We start from the raw sequence: 24,389 nt of genomic DNA, 5'->3' as shown, positions 1-24,389 counted from the left end.
ATCCGGCAACGCGCAAGTCATCCGCACCGCGACCATCGCGTCGGACGGTGGGTGGGATTCATTCCAACAATGCTGGCTGGTTCTTATCTCGTAAGATTGGGCACATAATCGCAAACAGGCGTTAACAGGAACCTACGCCAAACCATGGGTCGGTTCCCAACATTCGACGGGAACGGTGATCTCGTCAGGCCGCCCGCACCGAATCCAGGAAACGTGCGACCTCACTCTTCAGCCGGGTGCTCTCCTGCGACAGCGATTGCGCCGCCGAATGCACCTGCGCCGAAGCAGCCCCGGTTTCGCTTGCGCCGCGCTGGACCTCGCCGATATTCGCGGACACGTCCGAGGTGCCCTGCGCGGCATGCTGGATGTTGCGGGAGATCTCCTGCGTCGCTGCCCCCTGCTCCTCGACCGCGGCGGCGATGACCGAGGAAACCTCCGACATTCGCGCGATGGTATCGCCGATCTCCTTGATCGCGCCGACCGAGTCCTCCGTCGCGGTCTGGATCGCACCGATGTGCTGGCTGATCTCGCCGGTGGCTTTGGCGGTCTGCTCGGCGAGCGCCTTCACCTCGGTCGCGACGACCGCAAAACCCTTGCCGGCTTCGCCGGCCCGCGCGGCCTCGATGGTCGCGTTGAGCGCCAGCAGGTTGGTCTGGGCAGCGATGGTATTGATCAACTCGACCACATCGCCGATGCGGGAGGCGGCCTTGGTCAGCTCCGCGACGCGTGCATTGGTGCGTTGGGCCTGCCCGACCGCGACATCGGCGACGCGCGCCGATTCCTGAACCTGGCGGCTGATCTCGGAGATCGAGGAGGTCATTTCCTCGCTCGCGGACGAGACTGACCGCACGTTCGCGGAAGCCTCCTCCGAGGCCGCCGCCACGGCAGTCGCAAGTCCGTTGCCACGCTCGGCGGCCTGCGTAAGCGTGTTGGATGAGGCTTCAAGCTCGGTAGCCGCCGACGACACGGTCTCGATGATCTCGCCAACCGCGCCTTCGAATCCATCGGCGAGCCGCTTCATGTCCGCCCGGCGCTGCTCGCGCGCCCGCGCATCCGCTTCGGCCTGTTCGGCGCGCAGCCGCTCGGCCTCCATCATGTTGGTCCTGAACACCTCGACCGCGCCGGCCATCTCGCCGATCTCGTCCTTGCGACCGACGCCGGGAACCGCAATCGAGAGTTCGCCGCGCGCGAGCCGCGCCATCGCATCAACCATGCCGGACAACGCCTTGGAAATCGAGCGTCCGAGCAGGAAGCCGACCGCGGCAAGAACGACGATGGTGATGCCGAAGGCGATCACCATCCAGAACCTGACGGCGTCGCGGGTGGCGGCTTCTGCAGCGTCCGCCTGCCTGTACGTGGCTTCGACCGCGCTCCGCACCTCGGTCATGACAGGCTCTATCTCGCGAAAGGTTTTCATCATGGCGGCATCGAGAGCTGCGCTTTGCTGCGCGGTCTCGGCCCAGGCTGCGAACTCGGCCTGGTATTTCTGGAGCTTGGCAGTAATGTCGTTCATTACCGCGGTCGGGACTGCGACGAGTTCGATCGCATTGGAGAATTCACCCGCGGCCTTCTTCAGCTCGGCAAGATATTTGGGGTCGCGCCGCAGCATGAAGTCCTTTTCGTGCCGGCGCATCATCAGCATCCAGCTCGTCGACCTGGGATCGTCGACCTGCTTCAGCTTCGCTTCGATGTCATGCACCGCGACGCGGAGCGAGCCCGACAGGCCGAGCGTCTCGTTCAATCCGAGCCTGGTTTCGGCAGCCACCAGTGAATTGAAATCCGCCGCGTAACGCTTGAAACCCTGCTGGGCCTGCTTCATCGTCTCGGCCAAGGCACCCATGCCGCCGGCGGACATCAGCCGCTCGATCTCATCGAAATCACGTTCGATCGGGCCGATCAGCTCGGCATGCGCCTTGGCATAGCTCTCGTTGCGGCGCTGCTGAAAATTCTTCTCGTCGCGGCGGGCCTCCAGCATCTCGATCGAGAGCTGCTTGTTGAGATCGGCAATCGCGCGGGCGCGGCTGGCGGCATCGCGGGACGCATCCTGGGAAAGGCTGCCGATCTCAAAGATTGCGCCGAACGCCACGAGGCCCAGCAATCCGAATAATCCGATCGCCATGACCTTGTGGGTGAGACGAATGGAAAGGCCGCTCATGAATGTGCTCCAAAGGACGAAGGCAATACGCGACGGGCGACTCAGCACCGGAATATTGCGGACATCATGCCTGCGTCGCTTTTCCGGAAGGTTAACCCTGCCTGCACGGCCGCTGCGCCGACATACCGACGCGCGCAAGCGCTGCGTGCTTGCACGCGGCGATTGAAGATCGGATATGCGGAATGACGGCGCCGTCAGGCCGCGCGCACGGTACCGAGAAACTTGCCGACCTCGAGCTTGAGGCGGTTGCTGTCACCGGAGAGCATCTGCGCGGCGGACAACACCTGCGACGACGCCGAGCCGGTCTCGCTCGCGCCGCGCTGCACATCGGTGATGTTTGCCGACACCTGGTGGGTGCCTGCGGCTGCCTGCTGAACGTTCCGGGAGATTTCCTGAGTCGCCGCGCCCTGCTCTTCCACGGCAGCAGCAATGGTGGAGGAGATCTCCGACAGTTTCTCGATAGTCGCGCTGATGTCCTTGATGGCGCCGACCGATTCCTGCGTCGCCGCCTGGATGCCGGAGATCTGCTGGCCGATCTCGCCGGTCGCCTTCGCCGTCTGCTCGGCGAGCGCCTTGACCTCGGAAGCGACGACCGCAAAGCCCTTGCCGGCCTCCCCGGCGCGCGCTGCCTCGATCGTGGCGTTGAGCGCCAGCAGATTGGTCTGACCGGCGATCGTGTTGATCAGCTCGACGACATCGCCGATGCGCGTTGCCGCCTTGGACAACTCGCTGACGCGCTCGGTGGTGGTGCGGGCCTGGCCGACCGCCTCGCTGGCGACGCGCGCTGATTCCTGCACCTGGCGGCTGATCTCCGTAATCGAGGACGACAGCTCTTCCGTCGCCGATGCCACGGACTGCACGTTGGTGGACGCCTCCTCGGAGGCGGCAGCAACGACGCTCGTGAGCTCCTGACCGCGTTCCGCAGTCGACGTGAGCGTCGATGCCGAGGCTTCGAGTTCGGTCGCGGCCGATGACACGGTGTCGACGATCTCGCCGATTGCTGCTTCGAAACCGTCGGCGAGCTTGTGCATTTCGGCCCGACGCTGAGCCGCGGCAACCTGATCCTGCCTGATCTTGGCCTCCGCCTCCTCCCGCGCTTTCTGTTCAGACACGAGCTTGAACTTCTCGACGGCCGCCGCCACGCCCCCGACCTCGTCCTTACGACCGAGCCCGGGCAGCACCACGGAGAAGTCCCCGCCGGCGAGCCTGTCCATGGCTACAGTGAGAGCGCGAATGGGACGCGCGATGCTCAGGAACGACATCAGCCAGGAGCCGACGAGGACGAGCATGGCAAGTGCACCGACCACCATCCCGATCTGCTCGCTCGACGTCATCTCCTGCACGGAAGCGGCGATCTCGGCTTCACTCTTGCGCGTGGCGAAGTCGGCGATCTGGCCGGCAACCTCGTCCATTTGCGCGGCAATCGGCAGCGTCCCTTCGCGGGTGAGACGCGCGGCTTCCTCGATCAGCTGCGCTGCCTTCGTAGCTGCCTCGGGCCCCGTCGCCTCGAAAGCCTCGCCGCGCATCGCTGCGACCTCCCGGGCCGCCTTGAGATAGTCGGCGGCCAGGGTCTTGAGCTTTTCCATCCGCGTCCGGTTTTCCGCCGCATGTGACTGCTTCAGCATCGCTTCGGCAAGTTTGGTCAAGGCATCGGAGCGCTCGACGAGAGCACCGCCGGCCTTCTGCAGGTCGGCAGCGTTGCCCGCGAGCCGGATGTCGCGGACGGCGAGCTGCATGCTGCGCGCCGCCAGCTTGGCTTCCACCGCCTCGCGCGCCAGCTGCAGCTGCGCGACTGCGGCCTCGTTGGCCGCTCGAACATTGCCGTTGCCGATGTGTTGACTTGCGATGATGCAGAGGACCAGAAGGATGCCCAGCGCCGACGCGATCGCCAGTTTGGTCCCAATCCTCAGATTCTGAACAAGTCTCAACATGGGCGTGTTTCCCCGGAAGGAATATGCAGCCGGGTCTTTGTCGGCCGCCCCTGGCGTTGATCTCGCCCTTGCCCAAAAGCTGAGCGTTTCACATTCCAATTTGGTTAACGAGATCCCTCGCAGAAATACTGATTTTTTACGCTAAATAATTGAAGTCGAAAGCAAATGCTGTCGTCATAGTTGTAAATTTCAGCCTGAAGTCGGCGCGCGGTCATTTTACATCCGCGGCCTCGCCGACCAGGCTGATGCGAAACACCGGCTCCTTGTTCTCGTCGAGCAGCTCCATGCTCCACTTCGCATTCGGCTTCAGATTGCGCGAAATGCTGCCGAGCAGATTGGCGCAGACTTCGGTCATCTCGGTCCAGGCCGCAGCCCGATCCTCGAACTCGTACGGCTGGTCGGCGGCACCAGAGTAGCGGCCGGTGCTGATGCGAAAGAAATACAGCGACATCGTTGAACCCGTTCGTAGGGCCGCTCCCGGCCATCGCGCAGGCTGGGGCGCCAGTCGCTACCAACGCATGAAAACCGCGGGCCGTATGACTACGGCGTGGCGGCTTCACCAGCGGTGCATTCCGTCAAAGGCGCGCGGTGGCTTCGCGCAGGATGTCACTCGGTCGAGCGGCGCAGCTCCAGCGGAGCGTCGTTCTTCGACTCCGTCTTGGGCTCGGACTTCACCGGCTCGATCCGGCTGCTCTCGACCCGCGGCGTCTCGACCCGCGCGGCGATTTCAGTGCTGGATGCAGTGATCGAACCGGTATGCTCCGAGCTGCGCAGCGAGCGCGGCCGCGCGACGGCGCGTGCCATCAGCATCTGGTTGCCACCCTGGTGATGGAAGTCGCAATAGGCGAAGCCCATGCCCGAGACGGAGCCGCGGAAGCTGCGATCGTCGGTCTTTTCCAGGTTGAAGCAAGGCTCGAACGGAATGCCCTTGATCGAGGCGCAGACGTTCTGGCCGCGGATCTGGAGCGTGTTGCCGGGGAGCCGAATATGGCGCACCGGGCCCGAGCCCGAAAACTGCACCGCGCCGGCGGCGCCGAGATCATCGAGGATGCGGCCTGCGCCGCGGGTGCCGTCGAAGCAGGTGAAGGCGAACACCTTGCCGGCCACGAAGCGGCGCGCCTCGTCCGCATTCATGCCCCCGGCCAAGGCGACGGCCGGCGCAAACGTCACGGCCGCCGTGACAGCCCCCAACACAATACGCGCAAGCATGCTCAACTCCGAACTAACCCCCGCAGCGGGCGATGCCTTATCTCTTTACCCGCTGCTTACCATACTAACCATGGCGACATTGAAGCAGCTTGGTTGGTAAAGTCTGAACGCCGTTAGACAATTTTTACCACGATCCGACCGCGGACCTGCCCGGCCAGGATTTTGGCGCCCCATTCCGGAACTTGGTCGAGTGGGATTTCCTTAGTGATTTCAGCTAGTTTCGTTCGATCGAGGTCGGAGGCGAGGCGCTGCCAGGCGGCTTTTCGCGGCTCAATCGGACACATCACGGAATCGATGCCGAGAAGGCACACCCCACGCAAAATGAAAGGTGCGACAGAAGACGGCAGGTCCATGCCGGCGGCGAGACCGCAGGCTGCAATGGCGCCGCCGTATTTGGTCATCGACAACAGATTCGCGAGCGTGGTCGAGCCGACGCTGTCGACGCCGCCTGCCCAGCGCTCCTTGGCCAGTGGTTTCGCCGGCGCCGACAATTCATTGCGGTCGATCACCTCGGCAGCGCCCAAGCTTTTCAGGTAATCGGCCTCCGAGGCGCGGCCGGTCGAGGCGATGACGTGATAGCCGAGCTTCGACAGCACGGCCGTCGCGACCGAGCCGACGCCGCCGGCGGCGCCGGTCACGACGACGGGGCCGCTCTTGGGCGAAACGCCGTGCTTTTCCAGCGCCAGCACAGAGAGCATGGCGGTGAAGCCGGCGGTGCCGATCGCCATGGCGTCGCGCGCCGAGAGGCCCTGGGGCAAGGCGACCAGCCAGTCGCCCTTGACGCGCGCCTTCTCGGCATAGGCGCCGAGATGGGTCTCGCCCATGCCCCAGCCGGTGCAGACCACCTTGTCGCCCGCTTTCCATTGCGGATGGGAGGAGGCTTCGACGGTCCCGGCGAAATCGATGCCGGCGATCATCGGGGAGCGCCGCACCACGGGCGCCTTGCCGGTCAGCGCGAGGCCGTCCTTGTAGTTCAGCGTCGACCATTCCACGCGGACCGTGACGTCGCCCTCCATCAGTTCGGCTTCGTCGAACTGCGTGAGCTGCGTGGTGGTGCCCTTATCGGCCTTGTCGATCCGGATTGCCTTGAATGTGGCCACGGCCTGAACTCCCTGACTGTTTGACCGGGATGTTTAGCCGATCAGGCAGGCTGCGCAACCGCTCGTGCGACCGGCTTCTCCACGATCGGTAAATTGATCAGCGCGGAGAGCACGCCGAACAGGATCGAGAGCCACCAGATCGGCGTGTAGGAACCAAACTTCTCGAACACGATGCCCCCTAACCAAACACCGAGGAAGCCGCCGACCTGATGGCTGACGAAGGCAAAGCCATAGAGCGTTGCAAGCCAGCGCGTGCCGAACATCAGCGCCACCAGCGACGAGGTCGGCGGCACCGTCGACAGCCAGGTCAGGCCGGAAACTGCGCCGAACGCGATCGCAGAGAACGGGGTGATCGGGAACGAGATGAAGGCGAGCGTCGTGAGCGCACGGGTGAAATAGATCGCCGACAGGATGTAGCGCTTCGGCAAGCTATTCTGGAGATAGCCGACGCTCAGCGATCCCATGATGTTGAACAGGCCGATCGCCGCGATCACCCAGCCGCCGGTTTGCGCCGAGATGCCGCGGTCGACCAGGAAGGCCGGCAGATGCACGGTGATGAAGGCGAGCTGGAATCCGCAGGTGAAGAAGCCGAGCACCAAGAGCACGTAGGAGCGATGGCCGAAAGCTTCGGCGAGCGCCTTGGTGATGGTCTGCTCGTCCGCGGGCGCGGTGCTGGCGCTGCTTGCAACCGGCGGCGTCGAGATCGCCAGCGCCAGCGGGATGATCAGCAGCATGAGGAAGCCGAACACGCTGAGCGCCTGCTGCCAGCCGAAATTGTCGATCAGTGCCACGCCAATGGGCGCGAACAGAAACTGGCCGAGCGAGCCCGCCGCAGTGCCGGCGCCGAGCGCAAGTCCGCGCTTCTCGGCCGGCAGGAGTTTCGTGAACGCCGACAGTACCAGATTGAACGAGCAGCCGGCGAGACCGAAGCCGACCATGACGCCCGCTCCGATATCCAGCGCCAGCGGCGTCGCGGAATAGCGCATCAAGAGGAGCCCGCCGGCATAGAGCAGCGCGCCGACGCACATCACGCGATAAAGGCCGAAGCGATCGGCGACTGCGCCGGCAAGTGGCTGGCCCAATCCCCACAACAGATTCTGCACGGCGATGGCGAGGCCGAACACATCGCGGCCCCAAGCGAATTCATGGCTCATCGGCTGCACGAAGAAGCCCAATGCCGAGCGCGGGCCGAAACCGAGCATGCCGATCGCACAACCGCAGAGGATGATCACGGCCGGCGTGCGCCAGTTGGAGGAACGTGAGGAAGGAGCGAGCTCGCCCGCTTGAATCGACATGGTGTTCCTCATTCGTCGGTTGGCGGCCCGCAGATCGGCGACCGCAAGGCAGCATTTAATGCAGTTGCATGGAAATCCCAAGCCAAAAATGATTGCGTTCCACGAGGGGCTCCCGCGGAAGCATTGCGTTTCATTGCGGCTCGTCCAGCGTGCAAAATACGACTTGACGGAAATGTGTGCGGCCGGACCTAGCGGTGCCATACAAGCCGTGTTATGTCGGATTTACTCAGATTGAGCATATTTAGGACGTCCTGAATTCCACCCGGCCCGTCGGCCGGATTTCTCAGGTCCCATATATACTCAAACTGAGCATATATAACTCTTGGGAGGCTTCGATGCCGATCGCTGCAATTTACGGCCCAGATGATTTTACCAATCGACCACCGGGCCAAGCCACCTCCACCTCGGTCATACCGACGCGAACCGCGCCCGCGCTGCCGAGACCTTCGCTGGAATGGACCAGCGAGGTCGAACGCGCCACGGCCCCGATCCACGCGCGCGTCAAGCATGTCATTCCGCCCATCGAGTGGCCGCTGATGGCGCCGACGATTCACGCGATCAACCAGCTCAAGCGTGCGCACAACGCGGTGATCCTCGCGCACAACTACCAGGCGCCGGAGATCTTTCACGGCGTTGCCGACATTGGCGGCGATTCGCTCCAGCTCGCCGTCGAGGCCACCAAGGTGAAGGCCGATGTGATCGTCCAATGCGGCGTGCACTTCATGGCGGAGACGTCGAAGCTGCTCAATCCCGAGAAGACGGTGCTGATCCCGGATAGCCGCGCCGGGTGCTCGCTCGCCGCCAGCATCACCGGCGCCGACGTGCGGCTCCTCCGCGAAAGATTTCCCGGCGTACCTGTCGTTGCCTACGTCAACACCTCCGCGGAGGTGAAGGCCGAGGTCGACATCTGCTGCACCTCGTCGAACGCGGTGCAGGTGGTGGAGAGCCTCGGCGCGCCGAGCGTGATCTTCCTGCCCGACCGCTATCTAGCGACCTATGTCGCCTCGAAGACCAATGTGAAGATCATCGCCTGGAAGGGCGCCTGCGAGGTCCATGAGCGCTTCACCGGCGACGAGCTGCGCGCCTTCCGCGACGCCGATCCGTCGGTGCAGATCATCGCGCATCCCGAATGCCCCCCGGACGTGTTGGCGGAGGCCGACTTCACAGGTTCGACCGCGCACATGATCAACTGGGTGCGCGAGCGTCGGCCGAAGCGCCTGGTGATGATCACGGAATGCTCGATGGCCGACAACGTCCGCGCCGAGCTGCCCGACGTCGAGATGCTGCGTCCCTGCAATCTGTGCCCGCACATGAAGCGCATCACGCTCAGCAACATCCTGGAGAGCCTGCTGACGCTCGGTGAAGAGGTGACGATCGATCCGGCGCTTGCGCAGCGGGCGCGGCGCTCGGTCGAGCGGATGATCAATCTGAAGAATTGAGGGCAACATGACCGACAACATCCACAACCTCACCCGCTCCACCGACGACGTCGTCATCGTCGGCGGCGGACTTGCCGGGCTGTTCTGCGCCCTGAAGCTCGCCCCGCGGCCGGTGACGCTGATCTCGGCGGCACCGCTCGGACAGGGAGCATCGTCCGCATGGGCCCAGGGCGGCATCGCCGCCGCGGTGGCTGAAGGCGACAGTCCCGAAGCGCACGCGGCGGACACCATCGCGGTCGGCGGCGGCATCGTCGACCAGGCCATCGCGCTCGGAATCGCCCGCGAGGCGAGCCCCCGGATTCACGATCTGCTCGCCTATGGCGTGCCGTTCGATCGCGATCTCGAGGGCCGGCTTGCCGTGGGGCGGGAAGCCGCGCATTCCGCGCGCCGGATCGTCCATGTCCGCGGCGATGGCGCCGGCGCTGCGATCATCGCAGCGCTGAGCGAGGCCGTGCGCCGCACGCCGTCGATCCGTCTGATCGAGGGTTTTGTGGCCGAGGCGCTGCTGACCGAGGACGGTGCAGTCACCGGCGTGCAATTGCGCGAGGCCGGAAACTTCGCGGCGAGGCCAGTGATGATCGCCGCCCGTGCGGTCGTGCTTGCGACCGGCGGCATCGGCCATCTCTACGCCGTCACCACCAATCCGGCTGAGGCGAACGGATCAGGCCTTGCGATCGCCGCACGCGCCGGCGCCGTGATCGCCGATCCTGAATTCGTGCAGTTTCACCCGACCGCCATCATGGTCGGCCGCGATCCGGCGCCACTTGCGACTGAGGCGCTGCGCGGCGAAGGCGCGACGCTGATCAACAGCAGTGACGAACGGTTCATGACGGCGCTCCATCCGCTCGCCGAGCTCGCGCCGCGCGACATCGTGGCTCGCGGCGTGTTCGCCGAGATCGCATCGGGACGCGGCGCGTTCCTCGATGCACGGCAGGCACTGGGCGCGCGCTTCGCCGACAAATTCCCGACGGTGCATGCGAGCTGCGTTGCCGCCGGCATCGATCCGGCGACGCAGGCCATCCCAATCGCCCCCGCCGTGCACTATCACATGGGGGGCATCGCAGTCGACGCGCTCGGCCGCAGCTCGATGGACGGGCTCTGGGCCGCAGGCGAAGTGTCGTCCACCGGCGCGCACGGCGCCAACCGGCTCGCGTCGAACTCGCTGCTTGAGGCCGTGGTCTATGCCGCACGCATCGCCGAGGACATTGCCGGTCAGGCGATCCCCTCGCCTACCCGCCTGCCTGAGGCGCTGATAACGCCGCGTAGCGGCGCGCCAGATGCGGGCGCCGTGAAGCGGCTGCGGACGATAATGAGCGCGAATGTCGGCGTAATCCGCGAGCGCGACGGACTTGCGGACGCCGTCCGCAGTTTTGCTGCGCTCGAGCACACGGCCACCAGCATCGCGGTCCGCAACATGGCGACATCGGCCCTGCTCGTTGCTGTCGCGGCCTGGAGCCGGCGCGAAAGCCGCGGGGCGCATTTCCGCTCCGACCATCCTGCGGAGGTCCCTGCCCTGACGCAGCGAACCATGACGACACTCGCCGAAGCGCACGACATCGCGGACGGCCTCACCGAGCGTCCAACGCCGCGCGTGGCGCAAACCATGATCGCCTGAAGGAAAGACCATGATCACCCCCAGCTCCCTGCTCTATCCCGACGCCTTCCTCTCTCCGCTTGCGATCGACGAGGCCGTGCATCGCGCGCTCGACGAGGACCTCGGCCGCGCCGGCGACATCACCTCGCGCGCGACTATTCCGGAAGCAACCAGCGCGCAAGCCGTCCTCGTCGCGCGCCAGTCCGGCGTCATCGCGGGCCTGCCGCTCGCGCTGGCGACGCTGCAAAAGCTCTCGCCCGACATCGAGGTGCGCGCGCATGTCCGCGACGCCGCGCGCGTAACCCGCGGCCAGCAAGTACTGACGATCTCGGGCCCTGCGCGTGCCATTCTCACCGCGGAGCGGACCGCGTTGAATTTCGTCGGAAGGTTGTCCGGGGTCGCCACGCTGACGGCCGACCATGTCGCGCGCACCGAAGGCACCAAAATGCGCATCTGCTGCACGCGCAAGACCACGCCGGGATTGCGGGCGCTGGAGAAGTACGCGGTGCGTTGCGGCGGCGGCTTCAACCACCGTTTCGGCCTGGATGATGCGATCCTGATCAAGGACAATCATATCGCGGTCGCCGGCGGGATACGTGCCGTGCTGGAGCGCGCCCGCGCCCATGCCGGCCATCTCGTCAAGATCGAGATCGAGGTGGATACGCTGACGCAGCTGCGCGAGGTGCTCGACACAGGACTTGCCGACGCCGTGCTGCTCGACAATATGGATATCGCGGCCTTGCGCGAGGCCGTCAGGATGACGGAAGGCCGCCTGAAGCTGGAAGCCTCCGGCGGAGTGACGCTGGACTCGATCCCCGCCATCGCGGCCACCGGCGTCGACTACGCCTCCTCAGGCGCGCTGACACACTCGGCGCCGAATTTCGACTGTGCGCTGGATATCGATGTCTAAGCGGCTACCGCCGCTCGGTCACGCCCATCTCGGCGGAGCTCTTCGCCTCCTGGACCAGCTCGGCCGAGAGCGCGGCGGTCTGCGCGGGCGTGCCCCAGCTGGGCTCCTCAGCTCCATCGCCCCAGTTGCGCGGCCGGTAGAAGGTGTGCACGCCGAACTTGTACATCTTCTTCATCTCGGACACCCAGGAGGGGCGCACCCAATAGGCATGATAGTGCGTGGACTTGCCGACCTCGGGCAACCAGATCTGGCCGTCGAGCATCGCCTTCGAGATCTTCTTGGCGCGCTCCCACATCTCGGGCTCGCGGATCACGTCGGGATTGTTGTCGCAGGCGAAGGTGAACTGGCAGGCGAAGTGACGGTATTTGTTCTGATAGACCACGCCGCAGACCGTATCAGGATATTTGCCGGAGAAGACGCGGTTCATCACCACTTGCGCGACAGCGATCTGGCCGCGGACGGCCTCGCCACGGGATTCGAAATAGACGGCTTCGGCGAGGCACTTTTCGGACTTCGCGCGTGACTTGTCGTCGAGCGCGAGACGCTCCGCCGGCGATTTGGCGCGCTGGTTGTCGGCGTTGACCTCGCCCTTCGGCGCGACGCTCTCGCCGCTTTCGGTCGCGTTACCGACGTCCTCGTTCGGCGGCGACAGCGAGGCCAGCTTCATGTCGGGATCTGGCATCACGATCAACGGCTCCGCGCCGGGCTGCCAGCTTTCGATGCTCTCGACGGGACCGCCGAGCGAGGAGCTGCCGAAGAACAGGCTCGAGGTTTTCACGCTGAAAGGATCGCGCGGCGGGGTCGCGACCGTTGCCTGCTTCGGCGCATTGACCGGCTGCGCTGCGAACGGCAGCGCGACGTCGTCGGCCTTCGGATTGGCGTACTGCGTCAGCGGCGGCGCGCGCATGGCCTCCTGGAGCTCGGGATCCAGCGCTGCCGCGGACTCCGGCGACATCGCTTGCGGCTGTGGGACAGGCCGCTCAGCGGTCTTGGCGCCGAACACAGAGCTGTTCGAAGTCGCAGGATTCTCCTGCGCGGGCGCGGCAGCCGGCGCGGCCGTCTCGGGTGCCAGCGCGGGCGTCACGATGGCGAGACGGTCGCCCTTCAGCGCGCGATCGACCTTGGGAAAATCGGAGGCCTGATAGCGCGCCGGCGCCTGGAGCGCCGGGTTGCGCGGGATCGAGCCGGTGACGTCGCGGCCATCGAGGCTCGCGAGGCGAACCATTGCGCTCTGCGGCGCGGACGTCCCGATCGGGCGCGAGAAACTGTAGGTGGCGAGCTGAATGGACGAGGCCGCAGAGAAGACCTGCTTCTGCCAGCGCTCGGCGACGCCGGGCTGACGCGCCAGCAGCGAGCCTATGTCCTGATAGCCGATCTCTCGCGGCATCAGCGCGAAGACCAGGAGACCGATTCCGAAGGACGCGAACCGCGCGCCCTTCGGATGGTTACGCAACACTGACATCGATACGCTCACGCTACGCTTACGCCAGTCTCCGATCGAACTCAGTACATCCGTGCAATTCGATCTTTATCGTCAGTATCCAATTTAGGTTGCCGGGGCGTTAATCAGCGTTGCGCACGGAGCACACTCAAGCGATGTCGGGTGTTTTCACGGAGCGATGAGGCGCGGTGGTAAATGCGGGCTGATCTGAAGCGGTAAACAATCGGTCAATGCGAATGGTGAAGGAACTCTTGCTGATAGATTTTGCGCGCACGTATCATTACGGGACGTCGTAAGCTTCCTCCGTCGTCATTGCGAGCGCAGCGAAGCAATCCAGAGCCTTTCCGCGTAGACAGTCTGGATTGCTTCGTCGCAAGCGCTCCTCGCAACGACGAGCCGATCGAACATCGCCCCAAAATGAAAAGAGGCGGAGCCCAGCCCCGCCTCTCTCGCATCTCGTATGTCGCCCCGCCTTAAGCCTGGCTCGCAATCTCCTTGCCCAGCGCAGCCTGGGCCGCGGCGAGCCGCGCGATCGGCACGCGGTAGGGCGAGCACGACACGTAGTTGAGACCGACGTTGTGGCAGAATGCGACGGAGGCCGGGTCGCCGCCGTGCTCGCCGCAGATGCCGACCTTGAGCGACGCGCGCGTCTTGCGTCCGCGGGCGACACCGATCTTGACGAGCTCGCCGACGCCTTCCTGGTCGAGCGAGATGAAGGGATCGACCGCAAGGATGCCCTTCGCCACGTAGGGACCGAGGAAGCTTGCGGCGTCGTCGCGGCTGATGCCGTAGGTCGTCTGCGTCAGGTCGTTGGTGCCGAACGAGAAGAACTCGGCGCTCTCGGCGATCTCGCCGGCGAGCAGGCAGGCGCGCGGCAGCTCGATCATGGTGCCGACCTGATAGGCGAGCTTGGTATTCGTCTCGCGCATCACGGCCTTTGCGGTGGTGTCGATCCGGGCCTTGACCAGATCGAGCTCGGCCTTGGTCGCGATCAGCGGCACCATCACCTCGAGGCCGACGGCCTTGCCGGTGCGCCTCTCGGCCTCGACCGCAGCTTCGAAGATCGCCCGCGCCTGCATCTCGGCGATTTCGGGATAGGCGATCGCGATGCGGCAGCCGCGGAAGCCGAGCATCGGGTTGAACTCCGACAGCTCGCGCGCACGGTCGGCCAGGCGCCGCGGATCGGTGTTCATGGCGCGCGCCACTTCCTCGACCTCGGCATGGGTGTGCGGCAGGAACTCGTGCAGCGGCGGATCGAGCAGACGGATCGTGACGGGCAGGCCCTTCATGATCTCGAACAACTCGACGAAGTCGGCGCGCTGCATCGGCAGCAGCTTGGCAAGCGCGGCCCGGCGCGACTGCTCGTCCTCGGAGAGGATCATCTCGCGCACCGTGCGGATGCGCGTCTCCTCGAAGAACATGTGCTCGGTGCGGCAGAGGCCGATGCCTTCGGCACCGAACTTGATCGCGGTGCGGGCGTCGTCAGGCGTGTCGCCGTTGACACGGACGCCGATCTTGCGGACCTGGTCGGCCCAGTTCATCAGCGTGCCGAATTCGCCTGACAGTTCCGGCTCGATCATCGGCATGCGGCCGGCCAGCACCTGGCCGAGCGAGCCGTCGATGGTGATGACGTCGCCGGCCTTGAAGGTGCGCGAGCCGATGCTCATGGTACCGCGGCCGTAATCGACGCGGATGGTGCCGCAGCCCGAGACGCAGGGCTTGCCCATGCCGCGGGCAACCACGGCGGCGTGCGACGTCATGCCGCCACGGGTCGTCAGGATGCCTTCGGCGGCGTGCATGCCGTGGATGTCTTCGGGGCTGGTCTCGATGCGGACCAGGATGACCTTGCGGCCGTCGCCCTGGAGCTTGGCCGCTTCGTCCGACGAGAACACGATCTCGCCCGAGGCAGCACCCGGGGACGCCGGCAGGCCGGTCGCGATCACGTCGCGCTTGGCGTTGGGATCGATGGTCGGATGCAGCAGCTGGTCGAGCGAAGCCGGATCGATGCGAGTAACCGCTTCCTTCTTCGAGATCAGGCCTTCATTGGCGAGCTCGACAGCGATGCGCAGCGCCGCCTTGGCGGTGCGCTTGCCGCCACGGGTCTGCAGCATCCAGAGCTTGCCGCGCTCGACGGTGAACTCCATGTCCTGCATGTCGCGGTAATGCTTTTCGAGCTGCGTGTAGATTCGCGTCAGCTCCTTGAAGGCTTCCGGCATCGCCGATTCCATCGACGCCTTGTCGGAGCCAGATTCCTTCCGCGCATCCTCGGTGATGTCCTGCGGCGTACGGATGCCCGCCACCACGTCCTCGCCCTGCGCGTTGATCAGGAACTCGCCGTAGAGCTTGCTCTCGCCGGTCGAGGGATTGCGGGTGAAGGCAACGCCGGTCGCCGAGGTCTCGCCCATGTTGCCGAACACCATGGCCTGCACATTGACCGCGGTGCCCCAGGATTCCGGAATGTCGTGCAGCTTGCGGTAGGTCACCGCGCGCGCGTTCATCCAGGACGAAAACACCGCGCCGACCGCACCCCAGAGCTGGTCGTGCGGATCCTGCGGAAACTCCTTGCCGGTCTCGCGCGCGACCGCGTCCTTGTACTTGCCGACCAGCTCGATCCAGTCTTCGGCGGTGAGGTCGGTGTCGAGCGTGTAGCCCTGGCTGTCCTTGAAGGTGTCGAGGATTTCCTCGAAATGATGGTGCTCGAAACCGAGCACCACGTCGGAATACATGGTGATGAAGCGGCGATAGCTGTCATAGGCGAAGCGGCGGTCGCCCGACAGCTCCGACAGCGCTTCCACGGTCAGGTCGTTGAGACCGAGATTCAGCACCGTGTCCATCATGCCCGGCATCGAGGCGCGCGCGCCCGAGCGCACCGAGACCAGCAGCGGGTTCTTGGTGTCGCCGAACACCTTGCCGGTCAACTTGCCGACATAGTCCAGCGCCTTTTCAACCTGCGGCTTCAGCTCCTTCGGATACGTCTTGTCGTGCTCGTAGAAGTAAGTGCAGACCGAGGTTGGGATGGTGAAGCCGGGAGGCACCGGCAGACCGAGATTGGCCATCTCGGCGAGGTTGGCGCCCTTGCCCCCGAGCAGGTCGCGCATCTGCGAACGGCCCTCGGCCTTGCCGTCACCGAACGTGAAGACCCACTTGCCGGCCGGAACCTTGGCCGCAACGCTCTTGGCGGCAACCTTCGGCGCCGTCGGCTTGGCTGCGGCTTTTGCCGCCGGCTTGGCAGCAGCCTTCGCAGCGGTCTTCACGGCAGTCTTGACTGCAGTCTTGGCGACCGGCTTCGGGACGCTCTTCACGGCGCTCTTGGGGAGCGCCTTGCGGGCCGCCGGCGCGGCTTTCGCCTTGGCGGAGAGCTTTGATTTCGCTGCAGTTTTATTAGGCTTCGAGGCGGCTTTGGCCATAGCTTGCACACAACCTGCGAGAGGGACGGGAAATTGCGGGCCTTACACCATTTTGGGCGGGCCCGCGCAAGTCAGAGTTCCGGAAAATCAAGGCCTAGAGATGGAGCCACTTCAATAAGCCGAGCCCGATCGCGCCGTTGATGATGAGGAAAATCGCCACGATCAGGTTCAGCAGGCGCGGCATGATCAAAATGAGCACGCCCGCAAGCAACGACAGAAGCGGCGAGATGTGGGCGACAGTGATGTGCATGAATTTTCTTTCCGAGCGTTGGGACGAATCGCGGCCGGATCATACCGGACCCGGTTCCGCGGGTAGAGACGCGCTGCGGCGCCCTGAGTTCCGGGTTTCGCGAAAACTGCCCGAAATTGCCGCGTATGCGGCAGGGCTTTTTCCGGAACATCGCGCGCGGCGCAGCATTGGCAACCGGTCGCGCCATTGGCGCTTCCGTCAGACTACGCCGCAAAAATACGTCGAAGGAGTTGCCCATGCGGAACAGGATTCTTGCCCTTGCAGCGCTCGCGGCCGCGATCGGCTCGCCCGTCGCAGCGCAGGCGCAAACCGGGATCACGGTGGGACGCGCGCCGGCCGTGGTCGATAGCGGCCCCACAATCACCGTCGAACAGCGGCCGGCCTTCCGGGAGTATGTCGTCGAGCAACGTGTGCCGGCCTTCAGCATTCCCGATCGCGTCGTGGTCGGTGCCACCTTACCTGAGACCGGCATCACCTATTATGACGTGCCGCAACGTTTCGGCGCGACGACCTACCGCTACACCGTCGTGAACGGCGAGACCGTGCTGGTCGAGCCGCGCTCGCGGCGCATCGTCGAGGTGATGGATTAGTTCGACTCGATGTCCGGCGCGCCGATCGAGACGTGGCGCGAGCAGTGTAATCGGACATCAGGCCCCGCCCGGTCTTCCCCCCGCCGGGCGGGGCATTTTTATTGTCATTCCGGGGCGCGCCACTTGGCGCGAGCCCCGGAATGACACTGTGTTTGCCGCGTGACCCCGCCCTCAATCCTGGATCTTCGAGAAATCCGCCACCGCGCGCGTGGCGCTGCGGATCTCATTGAGCAGCTTCAGCCGGTTCTCGCGCACCTTCGCATCGTCGTCGTTGACGCGAACCTTGTCGAAGAACGCATCGACCGGCGGACGCAGCTTCGCCATCGCGCTCATCGCGGCGGCGAAGTCTTCCTTCGCTACGGCCGCGCCGGCTTCCGCCTTCACCTCGTCGATCGCCTTGGCCAATGCCTTCTCTTCGCCGAGGCTGTAGAGCGCAGCATCCGGTGCACCGTCGAACGTACGCTTGTCCTTCTTCTCCTCGATCGAGAGGATGTTGCTGGCGCGCTTGGTGCCGGCGAGCAGATTCTTGCCGTCGTCAGAGTCGAGGAATTTGCCCAGCGCCTCGACGCGGCGGACGATCATCAGCAGATCGTCCTGGCCGCCGAGCGCGAATACGGCGTCGACCAGATCGTGCCGCGCGCCCTGCTCGCGGAGCTGGACTTTCAGGCGATCCGCGAAGAAGGCGAGCAGATCGCTCGGCAGCTTCTGCGCGTCCGCAGGCTTCACCGACAAGCCGGCAAGAGCGGACGCAGCCACCTTCATCAGTGACAAGCGCAGAGCGTTCTCGGCGATCAGGCGAATCACGCCAAGCGCTGCGCGACGCAACGCATATGGGTCCTTCGATCCCGTCGGCTTCTCGTCGATGGCCCAGAAGCCAACGAGCGTATCGAGCTTGTCCGCGAGCGCGACGGCAACGCTGACCGGATCGGTCGGCACGCGATCGGTCGGGCCTTGTGGCTTGTAGTGCTCTTCGCAGGCGGCGGCCACAGAGGCGTCCTCGCCCTGGGCCAGCGCGTAGTACTTGCCCATCAGGCCCTGCACCTCAGGGAATTCGCCGACGACTTCGGTCAGCAAATCCGCCTTGGCGAGATGCGCGGCGCGCGTTGCCTTCGCGACATCAGCGCCCACCAGCGTCGCGATCTCCGCGGCCAAACGCTCTATGCGCTTGATCCGCGCGGCCTGCGTCCCGAGCTTCTCGTGGAACACGATCTGCTCGAACTTCGGCAGACGATCCTCGAGCCTGGTCTTCAGGTCGGTCTCATAGAAGAACTTCGCGTCCGACAGCCGCGCGCGGATCACGCGCTCGTTGCCGCCGATGATGGTCTTGCCGCCGTCGGTCGCCTCGATGTTGGCGACCAGAATGAACTTGCTCGCGAGCTTGCCCGTCTTGGGGTCGCGCACCACGAAGCATTTCTGGTTGTTGCGGATGGTGGCGCGGATGACCTCGTCGGGCGTCTTCAGGAACTCAGGCTCGAACGATCCCATCAGCACGACCGGCCATTCGACGAGGCCCGAGACCTCGTCGAGCAGGGTCTGGTCCTCGACGAGGTCAAAGCCCTGCGCAAACGCAAGTTGCCTGGCGTCGGTGAGGATCGCGTCTTTGCGGCGCTCGGGGTCGAGCACGACCTTGGCGTCGAGCAGTTTTGCCTCATAGTCCTCGAAGCGGCGCACCTGAATCGCGGCCGGCGCGAGGAAGCGATGGCCGTACGTGGTCTGGCCGCTCTCGATGCCGTCGACGGAAAACTTTACGACATCGGGCTCTTCCGTTTCGAGGCCGAAGGTCGCGGTGATCGCGTGCAGCGGACGCACCCAGCTCAGCGACCCGGGTTTTCCCGAGCGCGCGCCCCAACGCATCGATTTCGGCCAGGGGAAGGTTCTGACGATAACGGGCAGGATTTCCGCGAGCACGTCGATTGCGTCGCGGCCGGGCTTCTCGATCAAGCCGATGTAGAAATCACCCTTGGGGTCGCGCTGAATCTTGGCTTCATCGAGCGACTTCAGACCCGTTGCCTTCAGAAAGCCCTGCACGGCCGCATCGGGCGCGCCGACTTTCGGGCCGCGACGTTCCGTCTTGAGGTCGGGCTGGCGCGCCGGGATGCCGTGCACGGTGAGCGCGAGGCGGCGCGGCGTCGCGAACGCTTTCGCGCCTTCATACACCAGGCCTTCGGCGACGAGCTTGTCGGTGACCAGACGACGAAGATCGTCGGCCGCCTTTCCTTGCATGCGCGCGGGGATTTCTTCCGAAAACAGTTCAAGCAAAAGATCGGGCATCAGGCCGCTCCGCCCGCTTCAGTGTGGATCCAGGCTTCGCCGCAGGCTTTGGCCAGTTCGCGCACCCGAAGAATGTAGCTCTGCCGCTCGGTGACCGAGATCACGCCGCGCGCGTCGAGCAGGTTGAAGACATGGCTTGCCTTGATGCACTGGTCATAGGCCGGCAGCGCCATCAGATGCGCCTCGCGCTTGCCATCCTTCCAACCGGCGTCGAGGTATTTCTTGCAGGCCGCTTCGGCCATCTTGAATTGCTCGAACAGCATCGCCGTGTCGGCGACTTCGAAATTGTGCTTCGAATATTCCCGCTCGGCCTGCAGGAAGACGTCGCCATAGGTAACCTTGGCATCGCCCTCGCGGCCGTTGAAGTTGAGGTCATAGACCCGGTCGACACCCTGCACATACATCGCGAGGCGCTCGAGCCCGTAGGTGAGCTCGCCCGCAACAGGCGCGCATTCGAAGCCGGCGACCTGCTGAAAGTAAGTAAACTGGCTGACTTCCATGCCGTCGCACCAGCACTCCCAGCCGAGGCCCCAGGCGCCCAGCGTCGGGCTCTCCCAGTCGTCCTCGACGAAACGGATGTCGTGCACGGCGGAATCGATGCCGATCGCGGCGAGCGACTTCAGGTACAGCTCCTGAAGGTTCGGCGGCGACGGCTTCATGATCACCTGGAACTGGTAGTAGTGCTGCATCCGGTTCGGGTTCTCGCCGTAGCGGCCATCCTTGGGCCGGCGCGAGGGCTGCACATAGGCGGCGTTCCAGGGCTTCGGCCCGAGCGCGCGCAGCGTGGTCGCCGGATGGAAGGTGCCCGCGCCCATCTCCATGTCGTAGGGCTGCAGGATCACGCAGCCCTGCTCGGCCCAGAATCGCTGGAGCGCGAGGATAAAGCCCTGGAACGAGCGTTCCGGGCGCATATGGGCGGGCAATGAGGCGTCCATCGTCAGATCAGGCTCTCGCGGGGGGTTTTGAATCGCGCGGGACCGTATCGACGGCGGGGGTGGGAATCAAGGCAAAGGGGGGCGAAAATGGCCGTAATTCCGGGGCGCCCGCAGGGCGAGCCCGGAATCCATTGTGCCTTTCGCTCCGTGGTTCGATGGATTCCGGGTTCTCGCTTCGCGAGCCCCGGAATGACACTTGAGCGGACGGACCCTACCCCGGCCTATAGGCTCCGGTCACGGGGTCCCGCTTCAGCGTCTGGACGGTCCCCGTAGAGGCGGCTTCAGCGACGCGCGACAGGCGCATCTCCTCCAGCTCCTCGTTGATCCTGATGGCGGTCTTGTAGGCCCAGCGGACCACGGCAAGCCCACCCAGGACGCCCGCGAATGCGACGAACGGCGGCATCGGTCGATCCTTGTTCAATGCTCAACCCCCACACGCATATTCGCGCACTCCGGGCCGCGCCGCAATTGGCCCGGCTCCCGGCATCCTTGGGACCAAATGGCGCGGGTGGCCCCCGCCTAGAACCCGAATTTCGCCCAAATCGCCCGCGTCTCGACGGCCGAGATCACCTCATCCGGCAGCCCAGCCATTGATTCTATGGCCGAAAGCTGGCCCGCGCCGGGCGATTTCCGCCCAAGCAGGCTGGAGAGCAGCCCGGTCGGCTGCGCGATCACAGGGGTGAGAACCTTGTCGCCAAAGCGGGCACGAAGAGTTGAGCGGAGATCGCCGATGCCGTCGGCGAGCCCCAGCGCGACCGAGGTTTCGCCGGCCCAGTACTCGCCGGTGAACAGCGTGTCGTCGGCCCCCTTCAACCTGGCGCCGCGGCTCTCCTTCACCAGCGCGATGAAGATCTGGTGAATCTCGCGCTGAAGCGCCTTCAGCTTGGCGACGTCGTCGGGGTTCTCAGGCAGGAACGGATCGAGCATCGCCTTGTGTGCGCCGGCCGTGTAGAGACGCCGCTCGATGCCGAGCCGCTTGATCGCCTCCTGAAAGCCGAAGCTGCCGCCGACCACGCCGATCGAGCCCAGGATCGAAGACGGATCGCAGAAGATCTCGTCGCCGGCGCAGGCGATCATGTAACCGCCCGAGGCCGCGACGTCCTCGACGAACACCAGCACGGGCAGCTTCTTCTCCGCCGCAAGCTGCCTGATGCGCAAGAAAATCTGGCGCGACTGCACCGGCGAGCCGCCGGGCGAATTGATCACCAGCGCCACCGCCTTGGCATTGCGCATGGAGAACGCCCGCTCCAGCACCCGCGCGACGGCTGCGAGCGTCATGCCCGGACGCAGCGGCGTCACCGCACCGATAACGCCTGACAGCCGCACCACCGGCACCACCGCCGCGCCTGGCCGTAAGCGCGCCGGCAGATATTGCAGGAGCTTGTCGGCAAGGCCGGAATTTTCGCGATCGTTCAATTGTTCGGCCATGGCCTTACCTCTGGTTAACCATTCTTTATCACGCGACTGTCATTGAAGGTGCCTGGAACGTGTTTTGCAGAATGCCCGTTGGCAAGCTGCAATAAGGCAGCGGAGGAAGCGACATGAAGGTCTATCTGCTGTTGATGCTGATCGGCGCGCTTTTCACGGCGATTCGCTTCACGTCCCCGCAAGAACAGCAGTCGGAATCGCTGCCCCAGTAAGCCGTCACGGCTCTGCCAGCGGCAAGACCGCTCTCCCCTCCAGAATATTCCTCACCTCATTTTTAGGCGCACGTGACTCATCATTGAGCATGAGGCCCGGCAGCAACCGCGTCGGCGCCCGGCCACCCTTGGCGGCGCGCACCAGCACACGGATCGCCGGCCTTCCCGCTTCGCCATGAACCGGCAGGATCGAGACGCTGCCGAAGCCGCGTGACAGCGCTGCCAAAACGTCAGCAACCCCATCCGCGCGCCAGATCAAGGTCAGCACACCATTCGATCGAAGGAGCCGCCGCGCTGCATGCACCCACGCATTCAGCGTCTCCTCCGTCGCGACATGCGCGGCATGACGCGACTCGTCTGGCGAGCCGCGATGCCTGAGGGCATCGTTGAAGGGCGGATTCATCAACACGCAGTCCGCACTGTCGGGCATGAGCCCATGTGCGGCAAAAGCCTGCGCATCCGCGGTGACATCGAGCACAATCACGTCCGCGGCAATCGCATTCGCAGCCGCATTGCCACGCGCGAGGTCCGCCAGTTCCGGATCGATCTCGACGAGGCAGAGGTCGATCCCGGCGACACGCCGGGCCAGCGCCAGGCCGGCCGTGCCGACGCCGGCACCCAGATCGACCACCCGATCGCCTTCGCGGGCCTCCGTCGCAGCGGCAAGCAGGATCGCGTCGTGGCCAGCGCGGTGGCCGGATCGCTTCTGCCTCAGGAGCAACTGGCCGCCGAGAAAGGCGTCCTCGGTGATATCGGTGACGACGTCAATCATCGCCGCGCAGTTCGTGGCTGAGCCCGGCCTCGGTCAGGAGCGCCCTCGCCTCGACGGCGTCGTCCTCATGGACCAGGATCCGGCGCGGCAGGACACCGAGCGAGCCTTCGATGATGCTCATGTTCTGGTCCAGCACCAGATGGTGGATGTTGGCGCCGTCGAGCAGCGCGCCGATCGCCGACACCAGCACGATATCATTGGTCCGAACCAGTTCACGCAAACGAGCCTCCTGCCTGAAAGGGGTTAAGCGGCAAATGTCAATGGTTCCGCAGCACTTGCCGCGTCCGCCTCCAGTTTCTATTGTCTTTCCATCAGAATAGCCCCTTCGGGGCAAATATTGGAGACCGGCGTGGCCGTCATCGTACCTTTCGAAACCCCCGGCGCGTCGATCGAAGAGCTGGTTGGCCTTGTCGCCCCTGACATGGAGCGCGTCAACGCCACGATCCTGTCGCGGACCGGTTCGGACGTGACCATGATCCCGGAGGTCGCCAACCACCTGATCTCCTCGGGCGGCAAGCGGCTGCGGCCGATGCTGACGCTGGCCATGGCCAACCTCGCCGGCTACACCGGCGACGGCCATATCAAGCTCGCCGCCTCCGTCGAGTTCATGCATACCGCCACGCTGCTTCACGACGACGTCGTCGACGAGAGCGAGATGCGCCGCGGCAAGCTGTCGGCGCGCATGCTCTGGGGCAACGAGGCGAGCGTGCTGGTTGGCGATTTCCTGCTGGGGCAGGCCTTCCGCATGATGGTCGAGGTCGGCTCGCTGCGCGCGCTCGACATCCTCTCGGCGGCCGCCGCCACCATCGCCGAGGGCGAGGTGATGCAGCTGGCCGCCGCCAAGAACACCGCGACAACCGAGGACGAATATCTCGCCGTGATCCGCGGCAAGACCGCCGAGCTATTCGCCGCCGCCTGCGAGGTCGGCCCTGTGATCGCCAACCGTCCGAAGGCGGAACAGACCGCCTGCCGCTCGGTCGGCATGAATCTCGGCATCGCGTTCCAGCTCGTCGACGACGTGCTCGACTATGGCGGCAAGAGCGCCAAGCTCGGCAAGAACACCGGTGACGATTTCCGCGAGGGCAAGATCACCCTCCCCGTCGTGCTCGCCTTCCGCCGCGGCAACGACACCGAGCGTGCCTTCTGGATCAAGGCGCTCGAACGCGGCGAGATCGGCGACACCGATCTCGATCACGCCATCGGCCTGATGAACAAGCACCGCGCGCTGGAAGACACGCTGAGCCGCGCCCAGCACTACGGTGCCATGGCGGTCGATGCACTGGCGCTGTTCCCGTCCTCGCCGATGAAGAGCGCGCTGGAGCAGGTGGTGGCGTTCTGTCTGGCACGGTCGCACTAGGCGCCAGCCCACCTCGCTTCCGCACAGCGATTGACCCAGCAAACTTGTACATACCGCTCCCTCCGCGTCATTGCGAGCGCAGCGAAGCAATCC

General features: G+C 65.0%; 20 protein-coding genes. 5 read left to right on the top strand and 15 right to left on the bottom strand.

The features are described 5' to 3' along the window. Positions 1–184 precede the first annotated feature (184 nt). The 6 genes from IF809_RS20485 to IF809_RS20460 all read right to left on the bottom strand — a co-directional run bounded on the left by IF809_RS20485 (position 185) and on the right by IF809_RS20460 (position 7,690). On the bottom strand, positions 185–2,155 hold the full coding sequence (locus IF809_RS20485; protein ID WP_462838314.1) for a methyl-accepting chemotaxis protein: 1,971 nt from the start codon (positions 2,153–2,155) through the stop codon (positions 185–187). A gap of 194 nt (positions 2,156–2,349) precedes the next feature. Continuing rightward, complete coding sequence (locus tag IF809_RS20480) at positions 2,350–4,086, bottom strand: methyl-accepting chemotaxis protein (protein WP_128967793.1); 1,737 nt, start codon at positions 4,084–4,086, stop codon at positions 2,350–2,352. A gap of 211 nt (positions 4,087–4,297) precedes the next feature. Then, positions 4,298–4,537: a DUF6894 family protein gene (locus tag IF809_RS20475; RefSeq protein ID WP_128967794.1), complete on the bottom strand. Its 240-nt coding sequence runs from the start codon at positions 4,535–4,537 to the stop codon at positions 4,298–4,300. A gap of 155 nt (positions 4,538–4,692) precedes the next feature. Continuing rightward, on the bottom strand, positions 4,693–5,295 hold the full coding sequence (locus IF809_RS20470; protein ID WP_128967795.1) for a hypothetical protein: 603 nt from the start codon (positions 5,293–5,295) through the stop codon (positions 4,693–4,695). Between the two features lie 113 nt (positions 5,296–5,408). Continuing rightward, entirely contained in the window at positions 5,409–6,395 is a 987-nt protein-coding gene (gene acuI / locus IF809_RS20465; RefSeq protein ID WP_128967796.1) for an acrylyl-CoA reductase (NADPH), read from the bottom strand. 41 nt (positions 6,396–6,436) lie between these two features. Continuing rightward, on the bottom strand, positions 6,437–7,690 hold the full coding sequence (locus tag IF809_RS20460; protein ID WP_128967797.1) for an MFS transporter: 1,254 nt from the start codon (positions 7,688–7,690) through the stop codon (positions 6,437–6,439). A 335-nt stretch (positions 7,691–8,025) separates the two neighbouring features. On the opposite strand from IF809_RS20460, the gene nadA reads away from it, so the two are divergent. From nadA to nadC, 3 genes are read left to right on the top strand one after another with little or no spacing between them, the layout of a single operon-like run. Beyond that, positions 8,026–9,129 carry a quinolinate synthase NadA gene (nadA, locus tag IF809_RS20455; protein ID WP_128967798.1) on the top strand — a complete coding sequence of 368 codons (1,104 nt, stop codon included), beginning with the start codon at positions 8,026–8,028 and terminating at the stop codon, positions 9,127–9,129. A 7-nt stretch (positions 9,130–9,136) separates the two neighbouring features. Then, positions 9,137–10,744 (top strand): L-aspartate oxidase, encoded by a 1,608-nt coding sequence (locus IF809_RS20450; protein WP_128967799.1) that lies wholly within the window; start codon positions 9,137–9,139, stop codon positions 10,742–10,744. Positions 10,745–10,754: 10 nt separating this feature from the next. After that, positions 10,755–11,633 carry a carboxylating nicotinate-nucleotide diphosphorylase gene (gene nadC, locus IF809_RS20445; protein WP_453992490.1) on the top strand — a complete coding sequence of 293 codons (879 nt, stop codon included), beginning with the start codon at positions 10,755–10,757 and terminating at the stop codon, positions 11,631–11,633. Between the two features lie 4 nt (positions 11,634–11,637). Here the strand turns inward: nadC and IF809_RS20440 are convergent, their stop codons facing one another. The 3 genes from IF809_RS20440 to IF809_RS20430 form a co-directional block, all read right to left on the bottom strand. Beyond that, a complete protein-coding gene (locus IF809_RS20440) occupies positions 11,638–13,095 on the bottom strand; it encodes a cell wall hydrolase (RefSeq protein ID WP_164938832.1) in 1,458 nt (485 codons plus the stop codon). Positions 13,096–13,547: 452 nt separating this feature from the next. After that, positions 13,548–16,481 (bottom strand): pyruvate, phosphate dikinase, encoded by a 2,934-nt coding sequence (gene ppdK, locus IF809_RS20435; protein WP_164938833.1) that lies wholly within the window; start codon positions 16,479–16,481, stop codon positions 13,548–13,550. A 94-nt stretch (positions 16,482–16,575) separates the two neighbouring features. Further along, positions 16,576–16,731, bottom strand: a complete 156-nt coding sequence (locus tag IF809_RS20430; protein ID WP_014497329.1) for a DUF3096 domain-containing protein — start codon at positions 16,729–16,731, stop codon at positions 16,576–16,578. 236 nt (positions 16,732–16,967) lie between these two features. On the opposite strand from IF809_RS20430, the gene IF809_RS20425 reads away from it, so the two are divergent. Then, positions 16,968–17,321: a DUF1236 domain-containing protein gene (locus IF809_RS20425; protein WP_128967804.1), complete on the top strand. Its 354-nt coding sequence runs from the start codon at positions 16,968–16,970 to the stop codon at positions 17,319–17,321. A gap of 171 nt (positions 17,322–17,492) precedes the next feature. On the opposite strand, the gene glyS is transcribed toward IF809_RS20425, so the two are convergent. From glyS to IF809_RS20395, 6 genes are all read right to left on the bottom strand, one after another. Next, positions 17,493–19,592 (bottom strand): glycine--tRNA ligase subunit beta, encoded by a 2,100-nt coding sequence (gene glyS, locus IF809_RS20420; RefSeq protein WP_462838313.1) that lies wholly within the window; start codon positions 19,590–19,592, stop codon positions 17,493–17,495. After that, positions 19,592–20,527 (bottom strand): glycine--tRNA ligase subunit alpha, encoded by a 936-nt coding sequence (locus IF809_RS20415; RefSeq protein ID WP_453980093.1) that lies wholly within the window; start codon positions 20,525–20,527, stop codon positions 19,592–19,594. The genes glyS and IF809_RS20415 overlap by 1 nt, the downstream gene beginning before the upstream one ends. Before the next feature lie 211 nt (positions 20,528–20,738). After that, entirely contained in the window at positions 20,739–20,930 is a 192-nt protein-coding gene (locus IF809_RS20410) for a hypothetical protein (RefSeq protein ID WP_128967807.1), read from the bottom strand. Positions 20,931–21,046: 116 nt separating this feature from the next. Continuing rightward, positions 21,047–21,955, bottom strand: coding sequence for a S49 family peptidase (locus tag IF809_RS20405; protein WP_453992498.1), 909 nt, complete (start codon positions 21,953–21,955; stop codon positions 21,047–21,049). Positions 21,956–22,171: 216 nt separating this feature from the next. Then, positions 22,172–22,939 carry a tRNA1(Val) (adenine(37)-N6)-methyltransferase gene (locus IF809_RS20400; protein WP_128967809.1) on the bottom strand — a complete coding sequence of 256 codons (768 nt, stop codon included), beginning with the start codon at positions 22,937–22,939 and terminating at the stop codon, positions 22,172–22,174. Continuing rightward, on the bottom strand, positions 22,932–23,159 hold the full coding sequence (locus IF809_RS20395; RefSeq protein ID WP_092298505.1) for a putative signal transducing protein: 228 nt from the start codon (positions 23,157–23,159) through the stop codon (positions 22,932–22,934). The genes IF809_RS20400 and IF809_RS20395 overlap by 8 nt, the downstream gene beginning before the upstream one ends. A gap of 129 nt (positions 23,160–23,288) precedes the next feature. Between IF809_RS20395 and IF809_RS20390 the strand changes: the two genes are divergently transcribed. After that, positions 23,289–24,296 (top strand): polyprenyl synthetase family protein, encoded by a 1,008-nt coding sequence (locus IF809_RS20390; RefSeq protein ID WP_092298991.1) that lies wholly within the window; start codon positions 23,289–23,291, stop codon positions 24,294–24,296. Positions 24,297–24,389 lie beyond the last annotated feature (93 nt).

Source organism: Bradyrhizobium sp. UFLA06-24 (genome assembly GCF_054967145.1).
This window is presented reverse-complemented; position numbering and strand designations above follow the sequence as displayed.